Here is an 18,967-nt window from a genome sequence, read left to right on the forward strand (position 1 = left end):
ACGCCGAGACCCTCGCCCTGCGCCACCAGATCATGGTGCCGCAACGCCAGTTGGGCAACGAGAGGGTGCGGTTCGACCCGACCGATCGGGCGTTCCTGGCAGCGCTGCCGCACCGGCTGCCAACGGACGCGCTCCATGGGCTGCGGCTCGTCGTTCGCCCCGACACCGTCCTACGCTGGCACCGCAATCTCATCGCCCGTCGCCACGCGGCCGCCTCCGGACCCAAGCGCCCCGGCCGGCCACGCACGCTGCGATCCATCCGCGCCCTGGTGCAAGCACAGCGCTGGTCGAGGACCGGGACCAGGCAGTCCGGGAGGTCGGTGGGGCCGGGGCCCGCCACCGCCGCCCGGACGCCGAGATCCTGCCGGGTCAGGGCCGGTTCGAGTTGCCGGTGCCGCCGCCGTTCTGGTGCAGCGCGACCTGGAAGTGGCCGGCGGCCGGGACGGCGACGTCGTACCGGTCCGGGGCTACCCGCTCGTGGTGGCGCGGTAGCGCTCGAGGATGCGTTGCCGCGCCTGCGCGGACGGTCGGTGGAAGTAGGCAAGCTCCTTCGCGGTCGTCAGGGTCTGGGCGGGGCCGCCCAGCCGGCCGTCGCCGGTGTCGTCGATGACGACAAGGTCGTGCGCGGCGGCCAGCTCCGGCAGGCGGGCCAGGGCCGCGTCGGCGTCGGCGTCGGCCGCCTCCAGCAGGGTGTAGGCGGCCGGCTCGGGGAGGCGGCCGGCCAGGCCGCGGGCGGCGAACTCCATGCGGACCATGCACTGCAGCCAGTCCAGGCTCCAGTCCGCCGGGTCCAGGGCGCGGCAGATGATCTGCTGGATGGCGACGTCGGCCGTGCCGTGGTGCTTGGCGACGAAGTGGTCCAGGTTGGCCCGCCACTCGTCGAACATGGCCGGGGTGATGTGGCGCCGGGTCTGGTAGGTCACCGCCGCCGGGTTGAAGGCGAAGGCCAGGCCCAGGCGGTGCAGGCGGTAGCCCAGCTCCGAGTCCTCCAGGCCCCAGCCGCGGAAGCCCTCGTCGAAGCCGCCGACCGCCTGCAGATGGGTGCGGCGGACGGACAAGTTGCAGCTGAATGCGTAGTGCCAGCGGGTGGCCAGGTTGTTGAGGTTCTCGGAGAACTCGGCCATGACCAGCTCGCGGCCGTCCCAGCCGGCCAGCTCGCCGTCGACCAGGTCACCGCGCGGGCCGGCGACCACCAGGTCCGGGCGCAGGCGGTGGTAGGCGGCGTGAGCGGCCAGGAAGCCGGGCTCCACGGTCTGGTCGGCGTCGAGCATGACGATCACGTCGCCGGATGCCTTGCCGATGGCGGCGTTGCGGGCGGTGGCCCGGCCGGAGGCTTCGGTCCGGGGCAGATAGAGATAGGTGAGCTGGTACGGCAGGCTGAGGCCCGCGAGCAGGTCATCGGTGCCGTCGGTGGAGCCGTCGTCGGCCACCACCACCTCGATGCTGTCGCCGGGGTCCACCGCACAGGCGGCCAGGTCCTGCAGGAGCCGGCTCACCTGCGGGCCAGCGTTGTAGGACGGGATGACGACGCTGATGCTCATCGGGTCACTGCTGGAGGATGTCATTGACTTCCTTCTCCGCCTTGGCGAGCGCGGACTCGACGGTCTCGTCGCCGCGCACCGCGTTCATGAGGTGGACCAGGATGGCGGCGGCTGCCTGCGACCAGCCCTGGACTGTCGGCGGGTCGACGGCGTGTTGGAGCTGGCCGACCGCGGTCGCCGGGATCGGGTTCTGGGCGTAGTAGTCCTTGAGCGCCTCGACGGTGCTGGCGCGGTTGGGCAGGTAGTTGGACGCCTTGACGAAGTCGCCGTTGTTCGACGTGCTCAGCAGGTAGGAGATGAACCGGAAGCCAGCCGCCTGCACGTTCTTCGGGGCCTTGTTGAACAGGCAGATGTTGGCCCCGCCGAGTTCGGAGAAGGCGCCCGCGGGCCCGGCCGGCATCGGCGCGGCGGCCATCTCGAACTTGCCGCCGACGGCCTGGGCGTTGAACGACATGGAGCTGCTGTCGTTGATGAAGAACGCAGTCTTGCCGGCGCCGAAGTTGAGCTGGCCGGCCGAGGGTTCCGACGCGACCCGGACCACCTTCTTCTTCGCCAGGTCGACCCAGAACTGCAGGGCGTCGCGGCCGGCCTGGGAGTTGAACGCCACCCGGGTCTGCTCGTCGTTGAGGACCTTGCCGCCGTAGGCGTGGACCATCGCGTCCCAGACGGCGACCATGTACGGCGAGTTGAAGAAGTCCGCGGCGTACGTGTCGCCCTTGGTCAGCTGCTCGGCGTACAGCGCGAACTGCTCCCACGTGGCCGGCGGCGTGCTCAGGCCGGCCTGCTGCAGCAGCTGCTTGTTGTAGTACAGGAAGGAGATGTTGCGGTCGAATGGCAGCGAGACCTGCTTGCCGCCGACCTTCGTGGACTTCAGCAGGGCCGGATGGAAGTCGTCGAGGTCCTTCTTGCTCAGCGCCTCGGGGGCGCCGAGCATCGTGCTCGGGTCCGTCAGGCCGTTGACCTTCGCGTAGGCGGCCGACCACGACGGCTGGCAGGGCGACAGCGTCGGTGGGGCGCCGCCCGAGAGCTGCACGAGGGTCTTCTGCAGCAGGGTCGCGGCGTCGGGGTACTGCTGCAGCTTGACGGTGATCTCGGACTGGCTCGCGTTGAAGTCCTCGACGATCTTGGTCACCGACGCCAGCACCGCGCCCGCGTTGGCCGTGCCGACCGTCACGGTGATCCGCCCGCCCTGGGCCACGGCCTCGGCGCCACCGCACGCCGAGGTCGTGGCCAGGACCGCGGCGACGCTCAGACAGGCCAGCCAGGGTTGTCTCGTCATCATCGTTCTCCTGTTCCTCCGATCGGGGACTCGCCGGTCATCGCCGCCGTGAGCTGGCGGCGGGCCAGCAGGTAGATCGCGAGCACCGGCACCGTGACCAGGACGCCCGCCGCGGCGAGGATCGTGGGCGACGAGCCGGCGTCGACGTTGTTGAAGTAGGACAGCGCGACCTGGACCGGCCGCACGGTCTCGTCGGTGGTGAAGATGAGCGGCCACTCGAAGAGGTTCCAGCCGGCGATGAAGCTGATCAGTGCCGTCACCGCGACCGCGGAGCGGCTGCTCGGCAGGACGATCGTGAAGAGGTACCGCAGATGCGAGCACCCCTCCGTCTGGGCGACCTCCCACAGCTCGCGGGGCAGCGCGAGGAACCGCTGCCGCAGGATGAAGATTCCCAATGGGCTGGCCGCGAACGGCAGGATCAGCGACCAGTACGTGTTGAGCAGGCCGGTTGCCCGCATGAGCACGAAGTTGGGCACGAAGCCGAGTTCGGTCGGCACCACGAACGCGGCGATGACGAGACCGAACAGGATGCGCTTGCCGGGCAGCCGCACGTTGGCCAGCGCGTATGCGGCCAGGCAGGAGGTGAGGGTGGCCAGCACCGCGATCGAGACCGCGACCAGAATCGTGTTGGCGAAGTACCGCGGCCAGTCCTGGGCGCTGAACACGGCGTCGAAGTTGCGCCACGGTACCGTCGGCACCAGCGGCGGCGCCGTGGACGCGGCCTGGTCGGGCCGGGACATCGACAGGACGAGCATCCAGTAGACGGGCAGGGCGAAGACCAGGCCGGCGCCGTAGAGCAGCACGCTGCCGGCCCGCTCGCGCCAGGTGGGAGGGGTCGTCCGGCTCATTGGTAGAAGACCTTCCGCTGTCCGAGGGCCGCGCCGACAGCGAGCACCGCCATGATCACGGCGGTGAGGGTGGTCGCGACCGCCCCGCCGTAGCCGCCCTCGAAGTTCACGAAGGCCTGCTGGTACTGGTAGAGGTTCACGGTCAGCCCGCTGCGCCCGGTGCCACCGGTGCCGGCGGTGAACATGTAGCTGACGACGAACATCTTGAGCGCGGCGGTCACGTTGAAGATGACGAGCAGGTAGGTGGTCGGACCGCTGAGCGGGAACACGATGCGGCGCAGGATGCGCCCGTTCCCGGCGCCGTCGACGGCGGCCGCCTCGAACACCTCGCGCGGGATGCGGCCGAAGCTCGACAGGTAGAGCACCAGGCTGAAGCCGGTGCCGGCCCACACGGTGTAGAACGCCATCGACGGCACGATCCAGTCCGGGTCGCCGAGCCAGTCGACCGGCCCGATCCCGAGGTGGCCGAGCAGCGCGTTGAGGACCCCGTAGCGGCCGTGGAAGATCCACGACCAGGTGAGCAGGGTGGCGATCGGCGGCAGCACGTACGGCGAGAAGATGACCGCCCCGAGGATGTGCCCGCTGCGGACCCGCCGGAACAGCGCCCAGCCGAGGACGAAGCCGAGCCCGACGGTCGTGGGTACGGTCAGCAGCGCGAAGTACGCCGTCTGCCGCAGCGCCTGCCAGAACTTCTCGTCGTGGACCAGCTTGGTGTAGTTGTCGACGCCCGCGAACACGGGGGCGTCGCCGAGGAGGCTCCAGTGGTAGAGCGAGATCACCGCCACCGCGGCGCTGGGCCCGATGACGAACACGAGCAGCGGCACCATCGCCGGCGCGGTCAGCGCCAGCCCCAGCAGGGTCTCCCGGCGCCGCCGCCGCGGCCCGTGCCGGTTGCGTTCCTGGTCCCCGGCGGGCGGCGGGCCGGCCCGGTCGACGCGTTCCTGCTCGCCCGGGCCGGCCCGGTCGACGCGTTCCTGCTCGCGAGTGTCCAATGTGGTCATGACGTCCCCCATGACGTGTCGGCGTAGGCTCGGGCCTGACTGCGGTAGAGGTCGGCGTACCGGCCGTCGAGCGCCATCAGCTCGCCGTGGCTGCCGCGTTCGACGATGCGGCCGCCCTCGAGCACGACGACGAGGTCGGCCAGGCGGACGGTGGAGAGGCGGTGGGTGACGAAGAGGGTCACGCCGCCGACCGTGACCGCGACCTCCTTCGCCATCGCCTGGTAGGCGTCGACGAGTTGCTGCTCGGCCAGGGCGTCCAGGGCCGAGGCAGGCTCGTCGAGGGCGAGCAGCAGCGGGCGGCGCCGCATGAGCGTGCGGGCGAAGCCGATCCGCTGCCACTGCCCGCCGGACAGGTCCTGCCCGTCGCCGTAGCCGTTGCCGAGCAGGGTGTCGGGGCCGCCGATCCGGTCGGCGAGGGGTCCCGCGCCGGCCCGGTCGACGGCGCCGCGGACGGCGTCGCGGGACTCGATCCGGGGCAGGTCGCCGACGCCGACGCTGTGCTGCAGTGAGAGCTCGACCTTGGCGAAGTCCTGGAACAGCGCGGCGACCCGGGTTCGCCACTGCTCGGGGGCGACCCCGGCGAGGTCGGTGCCGTCGACGACGATCCGCCCGCGGGTGGGCGCGTAGAGGCCGAGCAGCAGCGCGATGAGGGTGCTCTTGCCGGCGCCGTTCTCGCCGACGAGGGCGACGGAGCCGCCGGCCGGCAGGTGCAGGTCGATGTCGTGCAGGGTCTCGGCCCGGGCGCCGGGGTAGGTGAAGCCGACCGACTCGAGGCGGATGCCGTCGCCGACGGCGGCCGGGGCGGCGCCCTCGGGGGCGGATCCGGCGGCGACCGCGGCGGTGTCGTGTTCCAGCGCCAGGAAGCGGCGCAGCCCGGCGGCCGAGCGGTGCACGGTGCCGAGCAGGTCGAGGCCGCTGGCCATCTGGGCGCCGACCTGGGTGGCAAGGGAGACGACCAGGACGACGTCGCCGATGCTGGCGGCACCGCTGCGGGCGAGGTTGTAGACCCACAGGACCGAGCCGACGTAGACGAGGGCGAAGATGAGCTGGCCGGCGGCGACGAGCGCCGAGTGGCGCCGCTGGGCCCGGCGCATGGCGGAGCCGTAGGCGTCCAGGAGGCGGCCCTGCTGCGCGACGAAGTAGGCCGCGCTGCCGGCGATCTGGATCTCCTTGTGACTGGCCGGGTTCGTGGTGAGCAGCCGCAGATGCCGGATCGAGCGGGTGAGGGGCGACTGAGCCTCGCGGGCGGCCTGCAGGACCTGCTCGGCGCGGCGGCCGAGGAACACGGGGGCGAGCGCTACGAGCGGCAGGAGCAGCAGGACCGGCGACAGGGTGGCCAGGAGCACGGCGGTGAAGAGGATCTGCGCGGCGATCGCGCCGAGCTGCAGGCCGGACTGGACCGTCATCCGCATCTGCAGCACGTCCTGGCGGAGCAGGTCGATCCGGTCGGCGAAGGCCGGATCGTCGCGGCGGTCGAGCCGGCTGGTGCCGTTGACCAGGCGGATGAGGTCGCGGTTGAGCTCCTCGTCGATGCGCTCGGAGAGCTCGAAGTAGTAGATGTGGGCGAAGTTGTCGAGGGTGAGCTCGGCGCCGAGGGCGGCTGCGGCGATGACGGCCCAGCGCGCGGCGACGGCCCAGTCTCCCGCGGCGACGCCGTCGACGAGCCGGCCGAGGCCGATCGCCACGACGGGCGTGGCCAGTGCTGCCAGGGCCAGCAGGCCGGCCCCGATGAGCAGCCGCCGCCGGTCGAGCCGCCAGCCGAGGGCGAAGAGGTACCGAATGCAGAACAGCGTCTCCGTCACAGCTGCATCTCCTTGCCGCCGGCCGGGCCGGCCTCGGTCGCGAACCGCCGCGCCTGCACGGCGAACATGGATGCGTAGGTGCCGCCGGCGGCGACGAGCTCGTCGTGGCCGCCGGCCTCGCTGACCCGGCCGCCGTCGAGGACGACGATCCGGTCGGCGCGGCGCACGGACGAGAACCGGTGCGAGATGACGACGCTGGTGAGACCCTCGGTGAGGTCGAGGAAGCGGTCGAAGAACTCGGCCTCGCCGCGGGCGTCGAGCTGCGACGTCGGCTCGTCGAGGACGAGCACGGAGGCGCCGTGCCGGACCGCGAACAGCGACCGGGCCAGTGCCAGGCGCTGCCACTGGCCGCCGGAGAGCTCCCGGCCGCCGGGCAGCGCGCGGGTCAGCGGCGTCTCGAGCCCGTCCGGCAGCGATGCCGCCAGGTCCTCCAGCCCGACCCGGGCCAGCTCGGCGAGGATGCCGGCGCTGTCGTTGCGGTGCCCGATCGCGCTCATGGCGACGTTGTCGCGCAGGCTCGCCTCGTACCGCACGAAGTCCTGGAACGTCACCGCGATCGCCCGGGTCCAGGCGGCCGGGTCGAGGTCGCGCAGGTCGGTGCCGTCGACGCGGACCGTGCCGGCGTCGGGGCGGTACAGGCCGGCGAGGAGCTTCACCATCGTCGTCTTGCCGGCGCCGTTGACGCCGACGATCGCGGTGGACGTGCCGGCCCGCAGCTCGAGGTCGAGGCCGTCGATGACCGGGCGGTCCGGGCGGTAGGCGAAACGCACGCCCTCGAAGCGCACACCGGCGCGGACCGGGCCGGCGGCGGGGGCCGGGCCCGCGACGGCGCGGGTGCGCGACGGCTCGCCGGTGGCGCCGCGGGCGATGTCGTCGATCTCGAGCAACGCCTCCCAGGCGCCGCGGCCGAAGACCATCTTGATGTCGGACTCCTGGAACACGATGCCGAAGCGGGCACACAGGGCGAGCGCCTGCACCGCCATCGCCGTGGCGCCGACGGCCGCCGAGCCGGGCGGGCCGCCGTCCGCGACGCGGGCGATGGCGACGAGCGCCGCGGCGGCCCCGGCGACGGCCAGGACGGTGTAGATCACGAACGGGCCGCCGTAGAGGCGTCGCCGCCAGTACCACAGCCGCTCGTGCAACCCCCCGGCCTCGGCCGCGTAGCGCTCCTCGACCCAGCCGATGAGGCCCAGGGTGCGGATGTCCTTGGCGGCCCGGGTGCTGGTGGCCAGCTCGCGCACGTAGGCGGTCTGGCGCTGGTAGGGGGTGAACTCGCGGTTGAGCCGGCCCCAGTGGAAGAACGCCTCGGAGCGGCCGCGGCGGACGACGAGGGCGACGACGGCGGCGATGAGGGCCGGCCACCATCCGGCGGTCCAGGCGAGGACGGCGACGGCCCCGGCGAGCTGGGTGTAGCGGCCGGCGAGCGCGATGCCACCCTCGGTCGCCGCGCCGGGCGTGAACGTCCACTGCTCGAAGATCTCGTCGACGTAGGTGAGCCGGTCGGCGACGTCGGGGCGCTCCATCACCGGCAGCGGCGCGTCCAGCAGCGCGAAGGTCATGAACCGGGTCAGGCAGTAACGGTCGACCCGCCGGGCGATCTCCTTGGACAGCAGCAACAGCAGCGGCGCGAGGCCCTGCTGCACGACGAAGGCACCCAGGGCCAGGCCGAGCCACCGCCCGGCGGCACCGAGGTCACCGCCCGCCGCAAGGTGCTGCAGGGCCACGCCGACGCCGACCATGAAGGTGACGGGGGCGAGCCCGGACAGCACGTGCAGGGCGAGGGTGCCGCCGACGAGGCCGGCACCGGCCTGGCGGGCGAGGGTCACCAGCTGGCCGGCGGCCTCGCGCCGCTGCCGCTCCCGCCGGGCGATCGCCGGCCATAGCCGCTGGGCGTTGCCGTTGTCGCTCACAATGCCTCCCCGGTGGGTGGACACGTCACCGAAGGTGGGTGAACCTGGGTGCGTGATGGACAAGTGACGGCGGTGCGGGTGCTGCCCGCGGCCGGCGGCGACGCGGCACTCGACGCCTGCGCCGAGGCCGTGGACGCCGGGGGGATCGTGGCGGTGCCGACCCGCCGGTGGTACATGCTGTGCGCCGACGTCACCGACGAGGCCGCCTGCCGGCGCATCTTCGCCGTCAAGGGCCGCCCGTCGGTGAAGCCCCTGGCGCTGGTCCTGCCGTCCGACGCGGCGGTGGCGGCGCGGTTCGTGGTCTCGCCGGACGCCGGGCGGCTGGCCGAGCGGCTGTGGCCGGGCGACCTGGCGCTGCTGCTGCCGTGGCGGGAGGAGCGGGAGGCCGGACGGTACCCGTGGCTCGGCGACGGCCCGGCGATGGTGACCCGGGATCCGGGGCCGCTCGGGGCGCTCGCGGCCCGCACCCGCAACCCCGTCGCCACGTCGGTCGTCAGCCGTAGCGACGGGGCGACGGCGGCGCAGCGGGCGCCGGCGCTGAGCCCGGCGGCGGTGCTGGCCTTCGCCGAGGCGTACAACGCTCCGCTGGACGTACTGCTCGACGGCGGCGTCTGCCCGCTCGGCGTCGGGCTGACGGTGGTGGACTGCACCGCCGAGCCGGTCGTCACCCGGGCCGGGGCCGTGCACGCCCGGGCGGTCGAGGCGGCGCTGCTGGAGGGGTGAACGATCGCGGTCACAGCGGCACCGCCTCGAGGCCGGCCGGGACGAGCGGGCCCGGAGGGGCGTCGGCGGGGCGCAACAGCGACGGGGGCAGCGGGCAGCCGGCGGTGTGCAGCTCGGTGAGCAGGGACCAGCGGGTGAGGCGGTTCGCCGCGAGGGTGTCCCACGGCGTCGCGCCCCAGCGTTCCCGGTACCCCAGCCACGCGGCCGATCCCGCCCCCGCCGACGCATACACGGCGGCGAGGTGGTGGGCCGCCACCCACGAGACGCACACGACGGGCTTCGGCGGCGCGCACGCCTCCCGCACGGCCTGCCGGGAGGCGCCCCGGAGCCGCCCGGGCTCGACCACGGCGACCACGCCGATGCGCACCCCGTGCACCGCGGCGAGCCCCATCGCGGCGACCGCCTCGCGCACGGCCACGTCGCCGACGGCGAGGATCGTCGCGTCGTCGTCCCCGGTGGCGAGCCGGATCCGCACCGCGGGCCCGCCCGGGTCGGGCAGGTCGGGCAACGGCTGCTTCGAGCACACCAGCATGGCGACGGCGTCGCGGTCGTCGAGGAGCGCGCCGAGCCGATCGGCGGCGGAGCGCGCCCCGATAGGGAAGGCGGCCCGGACCGGAGCGTCGGCGGCCCGCGCCAGCAGCACTCCCGCCAGGTCGGTGTTCTGGTGCGTCGGCGCGTTGCCCCACCCGAGGCTGGTCAGCACCACGGCCAGCGGCGGGCGGCCGGCGGGCGGGCGGGCCTTCAGCAGCTTCAGGTACTGCGCGAGCTGCGTGGCGAGCAGCGGCGCGAAGGCCTCATAGGTGACGACGGCGGCGGGCATGCCGGCCTCGGTGTGCCCCCACGCCCAGGCGCTGCACAGCTCCTCGGCGAGGACCTCGGTGACCAGCCCGCCGGCGAGGCAGCGGTGCAGCCGGTTGGAGGCGCCCTCGTCGGGCGACAGCACCCGCACGGCCCGCCCGGCGAGTACCCGGTCGACCTCGTCCATGGGCGACGCCTCGTCCATGGGCGGGGCGTCGCCGCCGGAGGCCGTGGTGGCGGCCGGCGGCCGGGGTACGGGCCGTTCCGGGCGGTCAGGGGTCGGCAGCTCGGTGCGCATCCGGCGGGCCAGGTGGCGGATGTGGTCCGGGACGCGGCCGTCGGGGCCGACGACGGGCGGGTCGTTGAGCGCGCCGAGCCAGTCGCGCACGGCGCCGCGCAGGCCGGGGTCGGTGAGGTCGAGGCCGGTCAGCTTGTGCGCGTCGCGGCCGCGAAAGGGGCGGTGGCCGAGGCCGACGGGCGCCGGCCAGCCCTTGTCGGTGACGCTGAGCCAGACGACGGACCGGCCGGCCCGGGCGAGCTCCCAGGCGCGGCGGGCGGCCGGGCCGGCCTCCTCGGTGTGCGGGCCGCTGCCGAGCACGGTGTACCCCAGACCGGTCAGCAGGTCCCGCAGGTGCCGCGGCGAGAAGCGGGCGGCCGCGCCCATCCGGGCCCCGTTGACGTTGACGACCGGCAGCCAGCAGGCGCCGTCGGCGGGGCGCAGCACGTCGTGGTGCGCGAACGCGGCGAGGGCGGCTGGCGTCTCGCACTCGCCGTCGCCGATGACGACGGCGACGGCCAGGCCGGGCGTAGCCGCGGCGATGCCCTGCCCGACGCCGAGGGCCGGGCCGAGCTCGCCGCCGACGTAGGGCACACCCGGCTCGCCGAGTAGCTCCGACGGGTCGCCGCCGGGCGCGCCGTAGCGGGCGGTGGCGGCGCTGACCGCGGCGGCCGGGGCGCCCGAGCGCAGCGCCTGGTGAGCGAAGGTGAAGCTCCCGGCGTGCCCGGTGCCGACGACGAGCAGGAAGCCGTCGTCGCCGGACTCCTGGGCGAGGTGTGCGGCGGCCCAGGCGATGCCGGGGTTGCAGCCCCAGTGCCCGGCCGCGCGGGCGCGCTGCGGCTCGCCGGGCGGCGGCCAGGTGAGTCCGGCCGCGTGGCTGAAGCTGAGCAGGCAGGCGGCCCGCCAGTAGTCGAAGGCCGCGCCGCCGGCTGGTGCGCCCGGGTCGGTGTGGAGCTCGTCGGCGCCCTGGACGGCGGTCATCCGGCCTCGCCTCCCCCGCGCCGGGCGAGGATCACGTCGGTGTGCTCCACCGTGGGGAAGCCCCCGGGCGGCACGATCGCCTCCAGCCGTCGCGCCAGCTCCCGCCGGAAGTCCGGCAGCCGGTCGCCGAGCTGCGTCGGGGACGCGTACGAGGTGGACAGCTGCTGGCCGATCACGGCGTCGACGGAAAGCGGCCGGGTGGTGGTGAAGCGGTGCGCCTCGACCGCGCCGAACGCCGAGCTGGCCAGGACCTGCTCGTGGCTGCGCTTGGGGTGGCTGTAGGTGCCGCTTCCGGCGCGGCGGCGGGGGCCGAGGAACTCGGTGACGACCTCCCGGGTGACCTCCAGCCAGGCGCCCTCCAGGCCGTCGCTGCGGGAGAAGATGCTGGCTGAGCCGGACAGCAGGGCGATGCCGCCGCCGGGCTCGACCACCGTGTCGAGGAAGGCGAGCACAGCGTCGCGGTCCATCCAGTGGAACGAGGCGCCCATCGTGCACAGCCGCAGCGGCGGCAGGTCCGTGGCGCGCAGGTCCTCGCTACGGGCGGTGACCCAGCGGACCTGGCCGGGCAGGTCCGGCGGGAGCAGCGTGGAGCCCTCGGCGATCATGTCCGGGTCGGGGTCGACCGCCCAGACCCGGCAGCCCGCCCCGGCGAGGGGGACGGCGAGCTGGCCGGTGCCGCAGCCGAGGTCGAGGACGGGGGTCGCGGCGCCCAGCCGGAAACCGTCGACGAGGCAGGCGATCGCCGCGGCCGGGTACGGGGGGCGGTAGCGCGCGTAGTAGGCCGCGGTACCGGCGAACAGGTCCTGGTCGTAGCTCATCGGCGGGCGCCTTTCGCGTGGTCCTTGAGGAAGAGCACCAGGTCGGCCATCCGCTCGGTGACCGTCTCGGTGACGCGGGCCTCGCGGATCATGGCCAGGGCGTGCCGGCGGTCCGACGCCGAGAGCACGTCGAGGCTGAGCCCCTCCCGGTCGAGCAGGGCCCGGAGGTCGGCGGGCGCCTGGTAGGGCCGGCGGTCGCGGGGCAGGTGCAGCCACGCCACGTCCGGCAGCGGGCCGGCGGCCGCGATGACGCCCGGCGGCCGGTCCTGGCGGCGCACGACCATGGCGTTCGCCCCGGCCGGCCCGGCGGTGAGGCGGACCCGGGCCCGGGTGACCCGGACGACCAGGTGGGCCAGGTGCGGGGCGGAGACGACGTCCCGGCCGGCCCACCACTCGCGCCGCCCGGCGACCAGCGCGGCGGCGTCCTCGGGGCGGGGGCCGGCGTCGCGCAGCCGGGCGGCGAGCTCCGCCGTGGTCCGGCCGCCGCGGCCGACCGGCTGGGTCTGCAGCCCGGCCGCCTCGGGGGCGCGCTGGTCGGCCTCGTGGTCGTCGCCGACGACGAGGGCGGCGGCCGGGTCCACGCGCTCCTGCTCGACCAGCCGGGCCCAGAAGCGCGGGTCGTCCTTCACGATGCCGTAGGCCCGGGACTCGGCGACGGCGTCGACGTGGCGGCCGAGCTCGTCCGGCAGCGGCGGCGTGCCCGGCCCGGCGTTCGTCGCCACGACGACCCGCCAGCCCAGCCCGACCGCGGTGCCGAGCAGCTCCTCGGCGCCGGGCAGGACGACGGCGTCGCCGGGGTCGCCGGTCAGCTCCGCCCAGACGGCGGCGCGGGCCGGGGCCTCGAGCGGGCCGAGGGCGCGCAGGCACGCCTCGGGGTCGGCCGCGGTCAGCACGGCGGCCCGCAACCGGCGCTCGGGCCGGCCGTCGCCGGCGGCGCGGAGCACCTGCACGACCCGGCCGGCGAGACCGGGGCGGGTCCGGGTGACCAGGGTGCCACCGGCGTCCACGAGCAGCACGGGGCGGCGGTCAGACATCGACTACCTCCAGGTTGGTTCCGAGTTGCGGGCTCAGCTCGCCGCCCCAGCCGGGCGCGGCCGGCACCGGCAGCGCGCCAGGGTGGGCGTCGAAGGGCCCGCCGGGGCCCGGCACCGGCGGGTCGGCCAGGTGGGCGCAGCGCCGCGGCTCGAGCAGCAGGTGCAGCTCGACCGCGTCGATCCGCTCGCCGATGGCGGCGAGGTGCAGGGCCGGCAGCAGGCCCCCGCCGTGCGGCGCGCACCGGGCCCCGGCGCCGGCCGCGGCCCGCACGATGGCGAGCAGGCTCATCAGGCCGCCGCAGAAGACGGCGTCGGGCTGCCAGACGTCGACCGCCCCGGCCCGCAGCTGGGCCGTGTCGGCGACGCCGTAGCAGTGCTCGCCGGCGGCGTGGGCGGCGCCGAACTCGCCAGGCCGGCCCCGGTCGACCTCGTCCGGGTGGTAGGGCTCCTCGACCCAGGCGAGCCCGCCCGCCAGCGGCGCGCACGCCGCGGCGACCCGCTCCGGCGGCCACGCGCCGTGGAAGTCGACGGCGAGGCGGCCGGGGCCGTGCCGGCGCACGAAGCCGGTGGCGGCGCCGATCAGGTCGGGGCCGAGCAGGGCCGCGTTCCACTTCTGCACGGCGTAGGCATCGGCGATCGCGTCCATCGCGGTGCTCACCCGGGCCGGCCCGCCGCGCACGCCGAAGCAGGTGGCGTAGGCGGGCACCCGGTCGGTGGCGGCGGCCGGAGCCAGCAGCCGCCACACCGGCAGCCCGGCCCGCTGGCCGGCCAGGTCCCACAGCGCCAGCTCGAGCGCGCCGACGACGAGCGCGAGCAGCCCGGTATGGGCGTGCCGGGTGGCCCGGCGGACCCGGCGGCCGAAGCCGGCCGGATCCGCCTCGGCGGGCAGCCGCGGGAACGCGGCCGCGACCAGGGCCGGGACCTGCTGGGCGACGGCCGCCCCGACCGGACCCCACCAGCCCCACCGGCGGCCGTCGCTCACGCCGACGAGCCAGCCGCGGACGGCGTCGGTGCGCGCGTCGGCCCGGACCGCCGGGTGGTGGACGGCCGGCGCCGGGGCCGGCAGGTCGAGCTCGTGCAGGCCGACCCGGACGACGGGGACCGGGTTCACACCCGGGGGCCGGCCACCGGCCGGCCGTTGAAGCTGGAATACCACAGCGGCCGGTAGTTCTCCCACGAGCGCGGGGCCAGGCCGGTCGGCGCGAAGACCGCCTCCAGCTCGCCGCGCAGCCGCAGGAAGTACCGCAGGTCCTCGGCGTCGCGGTGCCGGGCGCGCCGCATGTAGTCGTTGTGGGCCTGGTACACCTGGATCCGCGGGAACGTGCCGGCGTGCGGCGCCAGGTACGAGATGCCCTCGACCGCCCGCGCGTAGGAATCCAGGCCGGCGACGTAGGTGAAGTCGGCGACGATGCCGAGGTCGCGGCAGTCGTCCATGATCTCGGCGGAGCGCTCCAGGGTCAGCGACGCCTTGGTGTCCTTGAGCAGCAGCGTGCGCCGCTCGAAGCACTCCAGGGTGAGCGTCAGGTGGAAGTCGCCGGCCTGGTCACGCAGCCGGGCCAGGTCGTCGCGGTCACGCAGCACCGACGACAGCAGGTGCAGGCGGCCCGTGAAGCCGTACCGGCCGGCCGCGCGGCGAATCGCCGCCATGTGCTCGATCGCCATCGCCGGATAGTGGAAGCAGCCGCTGCAGACGGTGATGACGTCGGCGTGGCTGAGGTCGGTCCAGCCGTTGTCGGCCTGCAGCCACTCGAGCAGCTCGGCGAGCTCGCCCTCGGACGTCAGCGTGTCGTCGGAGGCGTCCTCGATGACGTTGGGGCAGAACATGCAGCCGGTGCACTTCGACCGGGAGTGGGTGTTCAGCGTGATGGACCGGCCGCCGGCCCGCAGGTAGGTCAGCACCACGTCGTCGTTCTCCAGCGCCACGACGTCGGCGATGGGCTCGTCCTCGAAGCGCAGCGCGCCGTCGGCGACCTCGAAGCGGGACTGCTCGTTGTCGAAGGGCAGGATGATCTGCCAGACCTCGTCCGAGCCGGCCGGGCGCAGCTGCATGCGGGCCCGCGGGTAGTCGCGCAGCGGCCGGGCGCCCTCGGCGTTGGCCGCGATCAGCGCGACGTCGAGGAAGGGCACGCCGTACTCCTCGGCCAGCTCCCGCATCTGAGTGGCCGCCGGGCGCACGCTCATACTGGTCATGTTCAGCCTCCGATCGTCGCGGTCAGTTCGAGGTCTGCGGTCAGTTCGAGCTCGTCGGCCAGACAGACCGATCCGAGGTCGGTCACGGCACCCTCCAGGTGCCGGCCGGCGAGCTTGGCGTCCTCCTTCATGGAGAACAGCCGGGCATCGACGGCCGACACGAGGACGCGGTAGGCGCTGCGGGCATCCGCTGGCTCCAGCGCGCACGGTTCGAGGGTGGCCAGCGCGAAGCTGCACGGCCGCGGGGAGCTCGTCTTGATGTCGTCGCAGAGGCTGTGGATCTTCATGGCGAACGCGTCATGGCTGATCCCGGCCGCGGCGGCGATGACCTCGTCGCCGCCGAAGGTGCCGCAGATGTGGAAGTCGGCCTCCTGCAGCTCCCGGGCGGCCCAGGTGCTGGTGACCGCGCCGACGGCGCGCATGCACGCGTTGCCGGCGAGGTGGCCGAAGCTGTACGGGTCGGCGGTGCGCCGCTGCGACACGTAGTCGCGCAGGCCGTCCACATCGCCGATCGCGATGTGGACCTCGTCGCGGGCCAGGGCGGGCAGCATCCGGATGAGATGCTGCTCGAACGATGGGTAGGCGACCAGCGAGGTGAGCGGGTCGCAGTAGAGCACGTCCCGCTCCGAACCGGATGGGGTCTCCCCGGCGCGGAGATACTTGGTCTGATAGGCCGAGATCGTCACGAGTGTTGCCCTGGCCTTCCGTCCGCAGATTGATGGTTGCCCACGCCGATCACTCGGTCTGCAACAACGGGGGCGGCGGTGAGGCACAGAAGGCGCAGCATGACCGGCAACACCGATCGGAGCACGAGATGCGTCCACTCCCCGTGTGATGTTCGCTTTGTGGTGCGTCGAGTGACGTCTACAAATTGCTACTCGCCGCACCATCCAGTTGTCCACCCCTAACGCGCGAAGACGCAACTTAGGGGGATCGACTTTGACGCCGTAGCCGTCAATGAATCGCCTGGTACGCCGGCGTGAGAGAGCGTTTTCCGGCCGGTCGGAGCCTTGCGGATCGACGCGACCGGGTGGCAGCCACCACGGACCTGGGGTACGTTTCTTATCGTCGCACGTAAGTCGTCACTGGTCCACGGGGGACAGCATGCGAACTTCACCCTACGCTCTATATTCCGCAGTGATCACATCTGGCGCGAAACAGTTGCCGCGGTCCTCGCCATAAATAGGCGTGCACCACTGCAAACGCCATCCCTGAGCGTTTCCTGAAAGCCGTCGACAACAGGAGGGGGTAGCACCTTGCCCGAAAGCGAACCGACCAGGTTGACGGAGATACCGGAGCTGGTGCTCGGCCTGTTCGCAGCACCCGGCGGGCGACCGTTCGCGGGGCTGCCGACGGCCCGCAACGTCCTGCTCATCCTCGTCGACGGGCTGGGCTGGCCCATCTTCGAGCAGCTGCGCGACCGGCTGCCGCGGCTGACCGGCTTCAGCGCCCCGATCCGCACCCAGTTCCCGAGCACCACGGCCGCGAACGTCACCACGCTGCACACCGGGCTCACCGTCGGCGAGACCGGGCTCTACGAGTGGATCGTCCACGAGCCGTCGCTCGACGCGCTGGTCGCCCCGCTCATGTACTCCTACGCCAAGGACACCACCCGCGACACCCTGCTCCCGGCCGCCCCGGATCCCTTGCGGCTGCTGCCCTTCGGCACCGTGTACCAGCGGCTCGCCGACGCCGGGGTACCGTCCACCGTCCACCAGAGCGCGAAGTTCACCCCGTCGACGTTCTCGTCCGTGGTGCTGCGCCCGGCCGCGCTGGCCGGCTACGACACCATCACCGGCGCGATCGCGAACGTGGTGGCCGACCTGGCCCGGCCCGGCCCGCGCTACTCGGTGCTCTACGTCAACGAGATGGACGCCGTCGCGCACATCAGCGGGCCGGAGTCGGCGCAGTACCGCGAGAAGGCCACCCAGGTCCTGCGCGAGCTCGACGCCATGCTCGCCGCCCTGCCGGCCGGCACCGTCGTGCTGCTCACCGCCGACCACGGCCACGTCGCGATGGACCCGGACACGACGGTCCACCTGAACGAGCTGTGGCCGGCCCTGCCCGACCTGCTGCGCCGATGGTCCGTCGAACCGCAGACCGGGCCGGCCGGCTCTCCTCGCGACTGTTTCCTGCACGTCCGCGAGGCGGACACCGCGAACGACATCGCCAAGGAGCTCCGGTCGCGGCTCGACGGGGTCGCCACCGTACACCTGACCGACGAGCTGATCGACGAGGGCGTCTTCGGCGACCGGGTCACCGGCCGGCTGCGCGAGCGGGTCGGCGAGATCGTAGTGCTGCCGGCGCCGGGCGAGACGGTGTGGTGGAAGGATCCGTTGTACCCCAACGTGTTCCGCGGCCACCACGGCGGCCTGTCCGACGCGGAGATGCTCATCCCCCTGTGCGCCCAGGTGCTGTGATGCGCGAGCTCACCCTGGCCGCCCCCGATCCGGTCTGGCCGCAGGTGTTCCGGGAGACCGCCGCCCGGCTGTCGCGGCTGTGCGCCCCGGTCCCGGCCGCGATCGAGCACATCGGCTCGACGGCCGTGCCCGGCCTCGTCGCCAAGCCCATCGTCGACATCCTCGTCGGGGTGCGGCCCGAGGACCACGACGCCGTCGCGCAGCGGCTCACCGACGGCGGCTACCTGTCCTTCGGCACCGCCGGCGTCGAGGGCCGCACGTTCTTGCGTGACGGCGGCCGCACCGTTCACATCCACCTCACCGAGCACGGCGGCGAGTACTGGCACAAGCGCCTCGAGTTCCGCGACCGGCTCCGGCGCGACCCGGCCGTGCGGGCCGAGTACGCCGCGCTGAAGGAGCGCCTCGCCGCCGAGCACCCGCACGACACCGACCGATACACGGGCGCCAAGGCCCCGTTCATCCTCAGCATCCTCGACGGCAATCGGACAACGGGAGGCACGCATGACTGACAACACGGCGACGAAGGTCGGGCGCGAGGCGGCCGACGGGGTGAAGGCGCAGTACCAGACCCCGGACGGCATCAACGCCCGGATCGCTCTGCACGCCAACTGGTCCACCGCGTCGATCTCCTGGCCCCGGTGGGTCGCCGAGCAGCTCGACCTGGCGCCGGAGGCGACCGTCCTCGAGGTCGGCTGCGGCTCGGCCTGGTTGTGGCAGGAGGCGGCCGCCGCGCTCCCGCCGGGCGTCCGGCTGACCCTGTCGGACCGCTCCCCCACGATGATCGAGAGCGTCCGCACCAGCCTTGGCTCCGTGCTGCCCCCGCAGACGGCGTACCGGGCCGAGGACGTGCTCGGCCTGTCGTTCCCGGCCGGCACGTTCGACGCGGTCATCGCCAACCACATGCTGTACCTCGTCGACGAGCGGCCGCAGGCCCTGCGCGAGCTCGCCCGCGTCCTCAAGCCGGCCGGCCGGGCGTTCACGGCCACCAACGGGCCCGACCACCTGCGCGAGCTGACGGAGCTCGCCCAGCGGCACGCGCGGCCCGGCCGGCAGGTCTTCGAGGGCGGCGTCGACACCAGCCGCTTCGACCTGACCAACGGCGCCGAGCAGCTGCGGGAGGCCTTCACCGACGTCACCGTCCGCAGCTATGACGACGGCCTGGTCGTCAAGGAGGCCGACCCGGTCATCGCCTACGTCGCGTCGCTGCCGTCGTGGCGCGACGCGGTCGACCTGGACGCGCTGCGGGCCGACGTCGAGGAGCGCATCGCCCGCGACGGCGCCTTCACCGTCACCAAGTCCACCGGGCTGTTCGTCTCCGCCGGCCCCCGGCAGCGGTGAGGGGCGG

At 73.8% G+C, this 18,967-nt stretch carries 16 protein-coding genes; 4 read left to right on the forward strand and 12 right to left on the reverse strand.

Features of this window, described 5'->3' with window-relative positions; genetic code table 11:
• Positions 1–467: 467 nt before the first annotated feature.
• From ACFPIJ_RS15830 to ACFPIJ_RS15855, 6 genes are read right to left on the reverse strand one after another with little or no spacing between them, the layout of a single operon-like run.
• The gene (locus ACFPIJ_RS15830; protein WP_380115694.1) at positions 468–1,541 is read right to left on the reverse strand and encodes a glycosyltransferase family 2 protein; all 1,074 of its coding nucleotides are present in this window, start codon (positions 1,539–1,541) and stop codon (positions 468–470) included.
• A 4-nt stretch (positions 1,542–1,545) separates the two neighbouring features.
• Positions 1,546–2,820, reverse strand: coding sequence for an ABC transporter substrate-binding protein (locus tag ACFPIJ_RS15835; RefSeq protein ID WP_380115695.1), 1,275 nt, complete (start codon positions 2,818–2,820; stop codon positions 1,546–1,548).
• Entirely contained in the window at positions 2,820–3,668 is an 849-nt protein-coding gene (locus tag ACFPIJ_RS15840) for a carbohydrate ABC transporter permease (RefSeq protein WP_380115696.1), read from the reverse strand. Before ACFPIJ_RS15840 ends, ACFPIJ_RS15835 begins: the two co-directional genes overlap by 1 nt.
• Positions 3,665–4,669: a carbohydrate ABC transporter permease gene (locus ACFPIJ_RS15845; RefSeq protein ID WP_380115698.1), complete on the reverse strand. Its 1,005-nt coding sequence runs from the start codon at positions 4,667–4,669 to the stop codon at positions 3,665–3,667. The genes ACFPIJ_RS15840 and ACFPIJ_RS15845 overlap by 4 nt, the downstream gene beginning before the upstream one ends.
• Positions 4,666–6,471, reverse strand: a complete 1,806-nt coding sequence (locus ACFPIJ_RS15850; protein ID WP_380115700.1) for an ABC transporter ATP-binding protein — start codon at positions 6,469–6,471, stop codon at positions 4,666–4,668. The genes ACFPIJ_RS15845 and ACFPIJ_RS15850 overlap by 4 nt, the downstream gene beginning before the upstream one ends.
• The gene (locus tag ACFPIJ_RS15855) at positions 6,468–8,381 is read right to left on the reverse strand and encodes an ABC transporter ATP-binding protein (protein ID WP_380115702.1); all 1,914 of its coding nucleotides are present in this window, start codon (positions 8,379–8,381) and stop codon (positions 6,468–6,470) included. Before ACFPIJ_RS15855 ends, ACFPIJ_RS15850 begins: the two co-directional genes overlap by 4 nt.
• A 48-nt stretch (positions 8,382–8,429) precedes the next feature.
• On the opposite strand from ACFPIJ_RS15855, the gene ACFPIJ_RS15860 reads away from it, so the two are divergent.
• Positions 8,430–9,104, forward strand: a complete 675-nt coding sequence (locus tag ACFPIJ_RS15860) for an L-threonylcarbamoyladenylate synthase (RefSeq protein WP_380115703.1) — start codon at positions 8,430–8,432, stop codon at positions 9,102–9,104.
• Positions 9,105–9,114: 10 nt separating this feature from the next.
• On the opposite strand, the gene ACFPIJ_RS15865 is transcribed toward ACFPIJ_RS15860, so the two are convergent.
• From ACFPIJ_RS15865 to ACFPIJ_RS15890, 6 genes are read right to left on the reverse strand one after another with little or no spacing between them, the layout of a single operon-like run.
• Positions 9,115–11,160 (reverse strand): phosphoketolase family protein, encoded by a 2,046-nt coding sequence (locus ACFPIJ_RS15865; protein ID WP_380115704.1) that lies wholly within the window; start codon positions 11,158–11,160, stop codon positions 9,115–9,117.
• A complete protein-coding gene (locus ACFPIJ_RS15870; RefSeq protein ID WP_380115706.1) occupies positions 11,157–11,978 on the reverse strand; it encodes a methyltransferase domain-containing protein in 822 nt (273 codons plus the stop codon). The genes ACFPIJ_RS15865 and ACFPIJ_RS15870 overlap by 4 nt, the downstream gene beginning before the upstream one ends.
• Positions 11,975–13,012 (reverse strand): HAD family hydrolase, encoded by a 1,038-nt coding sequence (locus ACFPIJ_RS15875; protein ID WP_380115707.1) that lies wholly within the window; start codon positions 13,010–13,012, stop codon positions 11,975–11,977. Before ACFPIJ_RS15875 ends, ACFPIJ_RS15870 begins: the two co-directional genes overlap by 4 nt.
• Complete coding sequence (locus tag ACFPIJ_RS15880) at positions 13,005–14,123, reverse strand: enolase C-terminal domain-like protein (protein WP_380115709.1); 1,119 nt, start codon at positions 14,121–14,123, stop codon at positions 13,005–13,007. The genes ACFPIJ_RS15875 and ACFPIJ_RS15880 overlap by 8 nt, the downstream gene beginning before the upstream one ends.
• Entirely contained in the window at positions 14,120–15,193 is a 1,074-nt protein-coding gene (locus ACFPIJ_RS15885) for a hypothetical protein (RefSeq protein ID WP_380115711.1), read from the reverse strand. Before ACFPIJ_RS15885 ends, ACFPIJ_RS15880 begins: the two co-directional genes overlap by 4 nt.
• A gap of 11 nt (positions 15,194–15,204) precedes the next feature.
• Positions 15,205–15,888 (reverse strand): nucleotidyl cyclase domain-containing protein, encoded by a 684-nt coding sequence (locus ACFPIJ_RS15890; protein WP_380115712.1) that lies wholly within the window; start codon positions 15,886–15,888, stop codon positions 15,205–15,207.
• Positions 15,889–16,482: 594 nt separating this feature from the next.
• Between ACFPIJ_RS15890 and ACFPIJ_RS15895 the strand changes: the two genes are divergently transcribed.
• Genes ACFPIJ_RS15895 through ACFPIJ_RS15905 form a run of 3 tightly spaced genes read left to right on the forward strand, consistent with a single transcriptional unit; the run spans position 16,483 to position 18,960 of the window.
• Entirely contained in the window at positions 16,483–17,622 is a 1,140-nt protein-coding gene (locus tag ACFPIJ_RS15895) for an alkaline phosphatase family protein (protein ID WP_380115714.1), read from the forward strand.
• Positions 17,622–18,131 carry a GrpB family protein gene (locus tag ACFPIJ_RS15900; RefSeq protein WP_380115716.1) on the forward strand — a complete coding sequence of 170 codons (510 nt, stop codon included), beginning with the start codon at positions 17,622–17,624 and terminating at the stop codon, positions 18,129–18,131. Before ACFPIJ_RS15895 ends, ACFPIJ_RS15900 begins: the two co-directional genes overlap by 1 nt.
• On the forward strand, positions 18,124–18,960 hold the full coding sequence (locus ACFPIJ_RS15905; RefSeq protein WP_380115718.1) for a class I SAM-dependent methyltransferase: 837 nt from the start codon (positions 18,124–18,126) through the stop codon (positions 18,958–18,960). Before ACFPIJ_RS15900 ends, ACFPIJ_RS15905 begins: the two co-directional genes overlap by 8 nt.
• Positions 18,961–18,967 lie beyond the last annotated feature (7 nt).

It is taken from the genome of Dactylosporangium cerinum, from assembly GCF_042653625.1.
GTDB lineage: Bacteria > Actinomycetota > Actinomycetes > Mycobacteriales > Micromonosporaceae > Dactylosporangium > Dactylosporangium cerinum.

Bases quoted from the DNA above. Each gene is read 5' to 3' on its own strand.
- ACFPIJ_RS15875 (WP_380115707.1), bottom strand. From the start codon at position 13,012: ATGTCTGACCGCCGCCCCGTGCTGCTCGTGGACGCCGGTGGCACCCTG.
- ACFPIJ_RS15845 (WP_380115698.1), bottom strand. From the start codon at position 4,669: ATGACCACATTGGACACTCGCGAGCAGGAACGCGTCGACCGGGCCGGC.
- ACFPIJ_RS15840 (WP_380115696.1), bottom strand. From the start codon at position 3,668: ATGAGCCGGACGACCCCTCCCACCTGGCGCGAGCGGGCCGGCAGCGTG.
- ACFPIJ_RS15870 (WP_380115706.1), bottom strand. From the start codon at position 11,978: ATGAGCTACGACCAGGACCTGTTCGCCGGTACCGCGGCCTACTACGCG.
- ACFPIJ_RS15865 (WP_380115704.1), bottom strand. From the start codon at position 11,160: ATGACCGCCGTCCAGGGCGCCGACGAGCTCCACACCGACCCGGGCGCA.
- ACFPIJ_RS15835 (WP_380115695.1), bottom strand. From the start codon at position 2,820: ATGACGAGACAACCCTGGCTGGCCTGTCTGAGCGTCGCCGCGGTCCTG.
- ACFPIJ_RS15900 (WP_380115716.1), top strand. From the start codon at position 17,622: ATGCGCGAGCTCACCCTGGCCGCCCCCGATCCGGTCTGGCCGCAGGTG.
- ACFPIJ_RS15830 (WP_380115694.1), bottom strand. From the start codon at position 1,541: ATGAGCATCAGCGTCGTCATCCCGTCCTACAACGCTGGCCCGCAGGTG.
- ACFPIJ_RS15885 (WP_380115711.1), bottom strand. From the start codon at position 15,193: ATGAGCGTGCGCCCGGCGGCCACTCAGATGCGGGAGCTGGCCGAGGAG.
- ACFPIJ_RS15905 (WP_380115718.1), top strand. From the start codon at position 18,124: ATGACTGACAACACGGCGACGAAGGTCGGGCGCGAGGCGGCCGACGGG.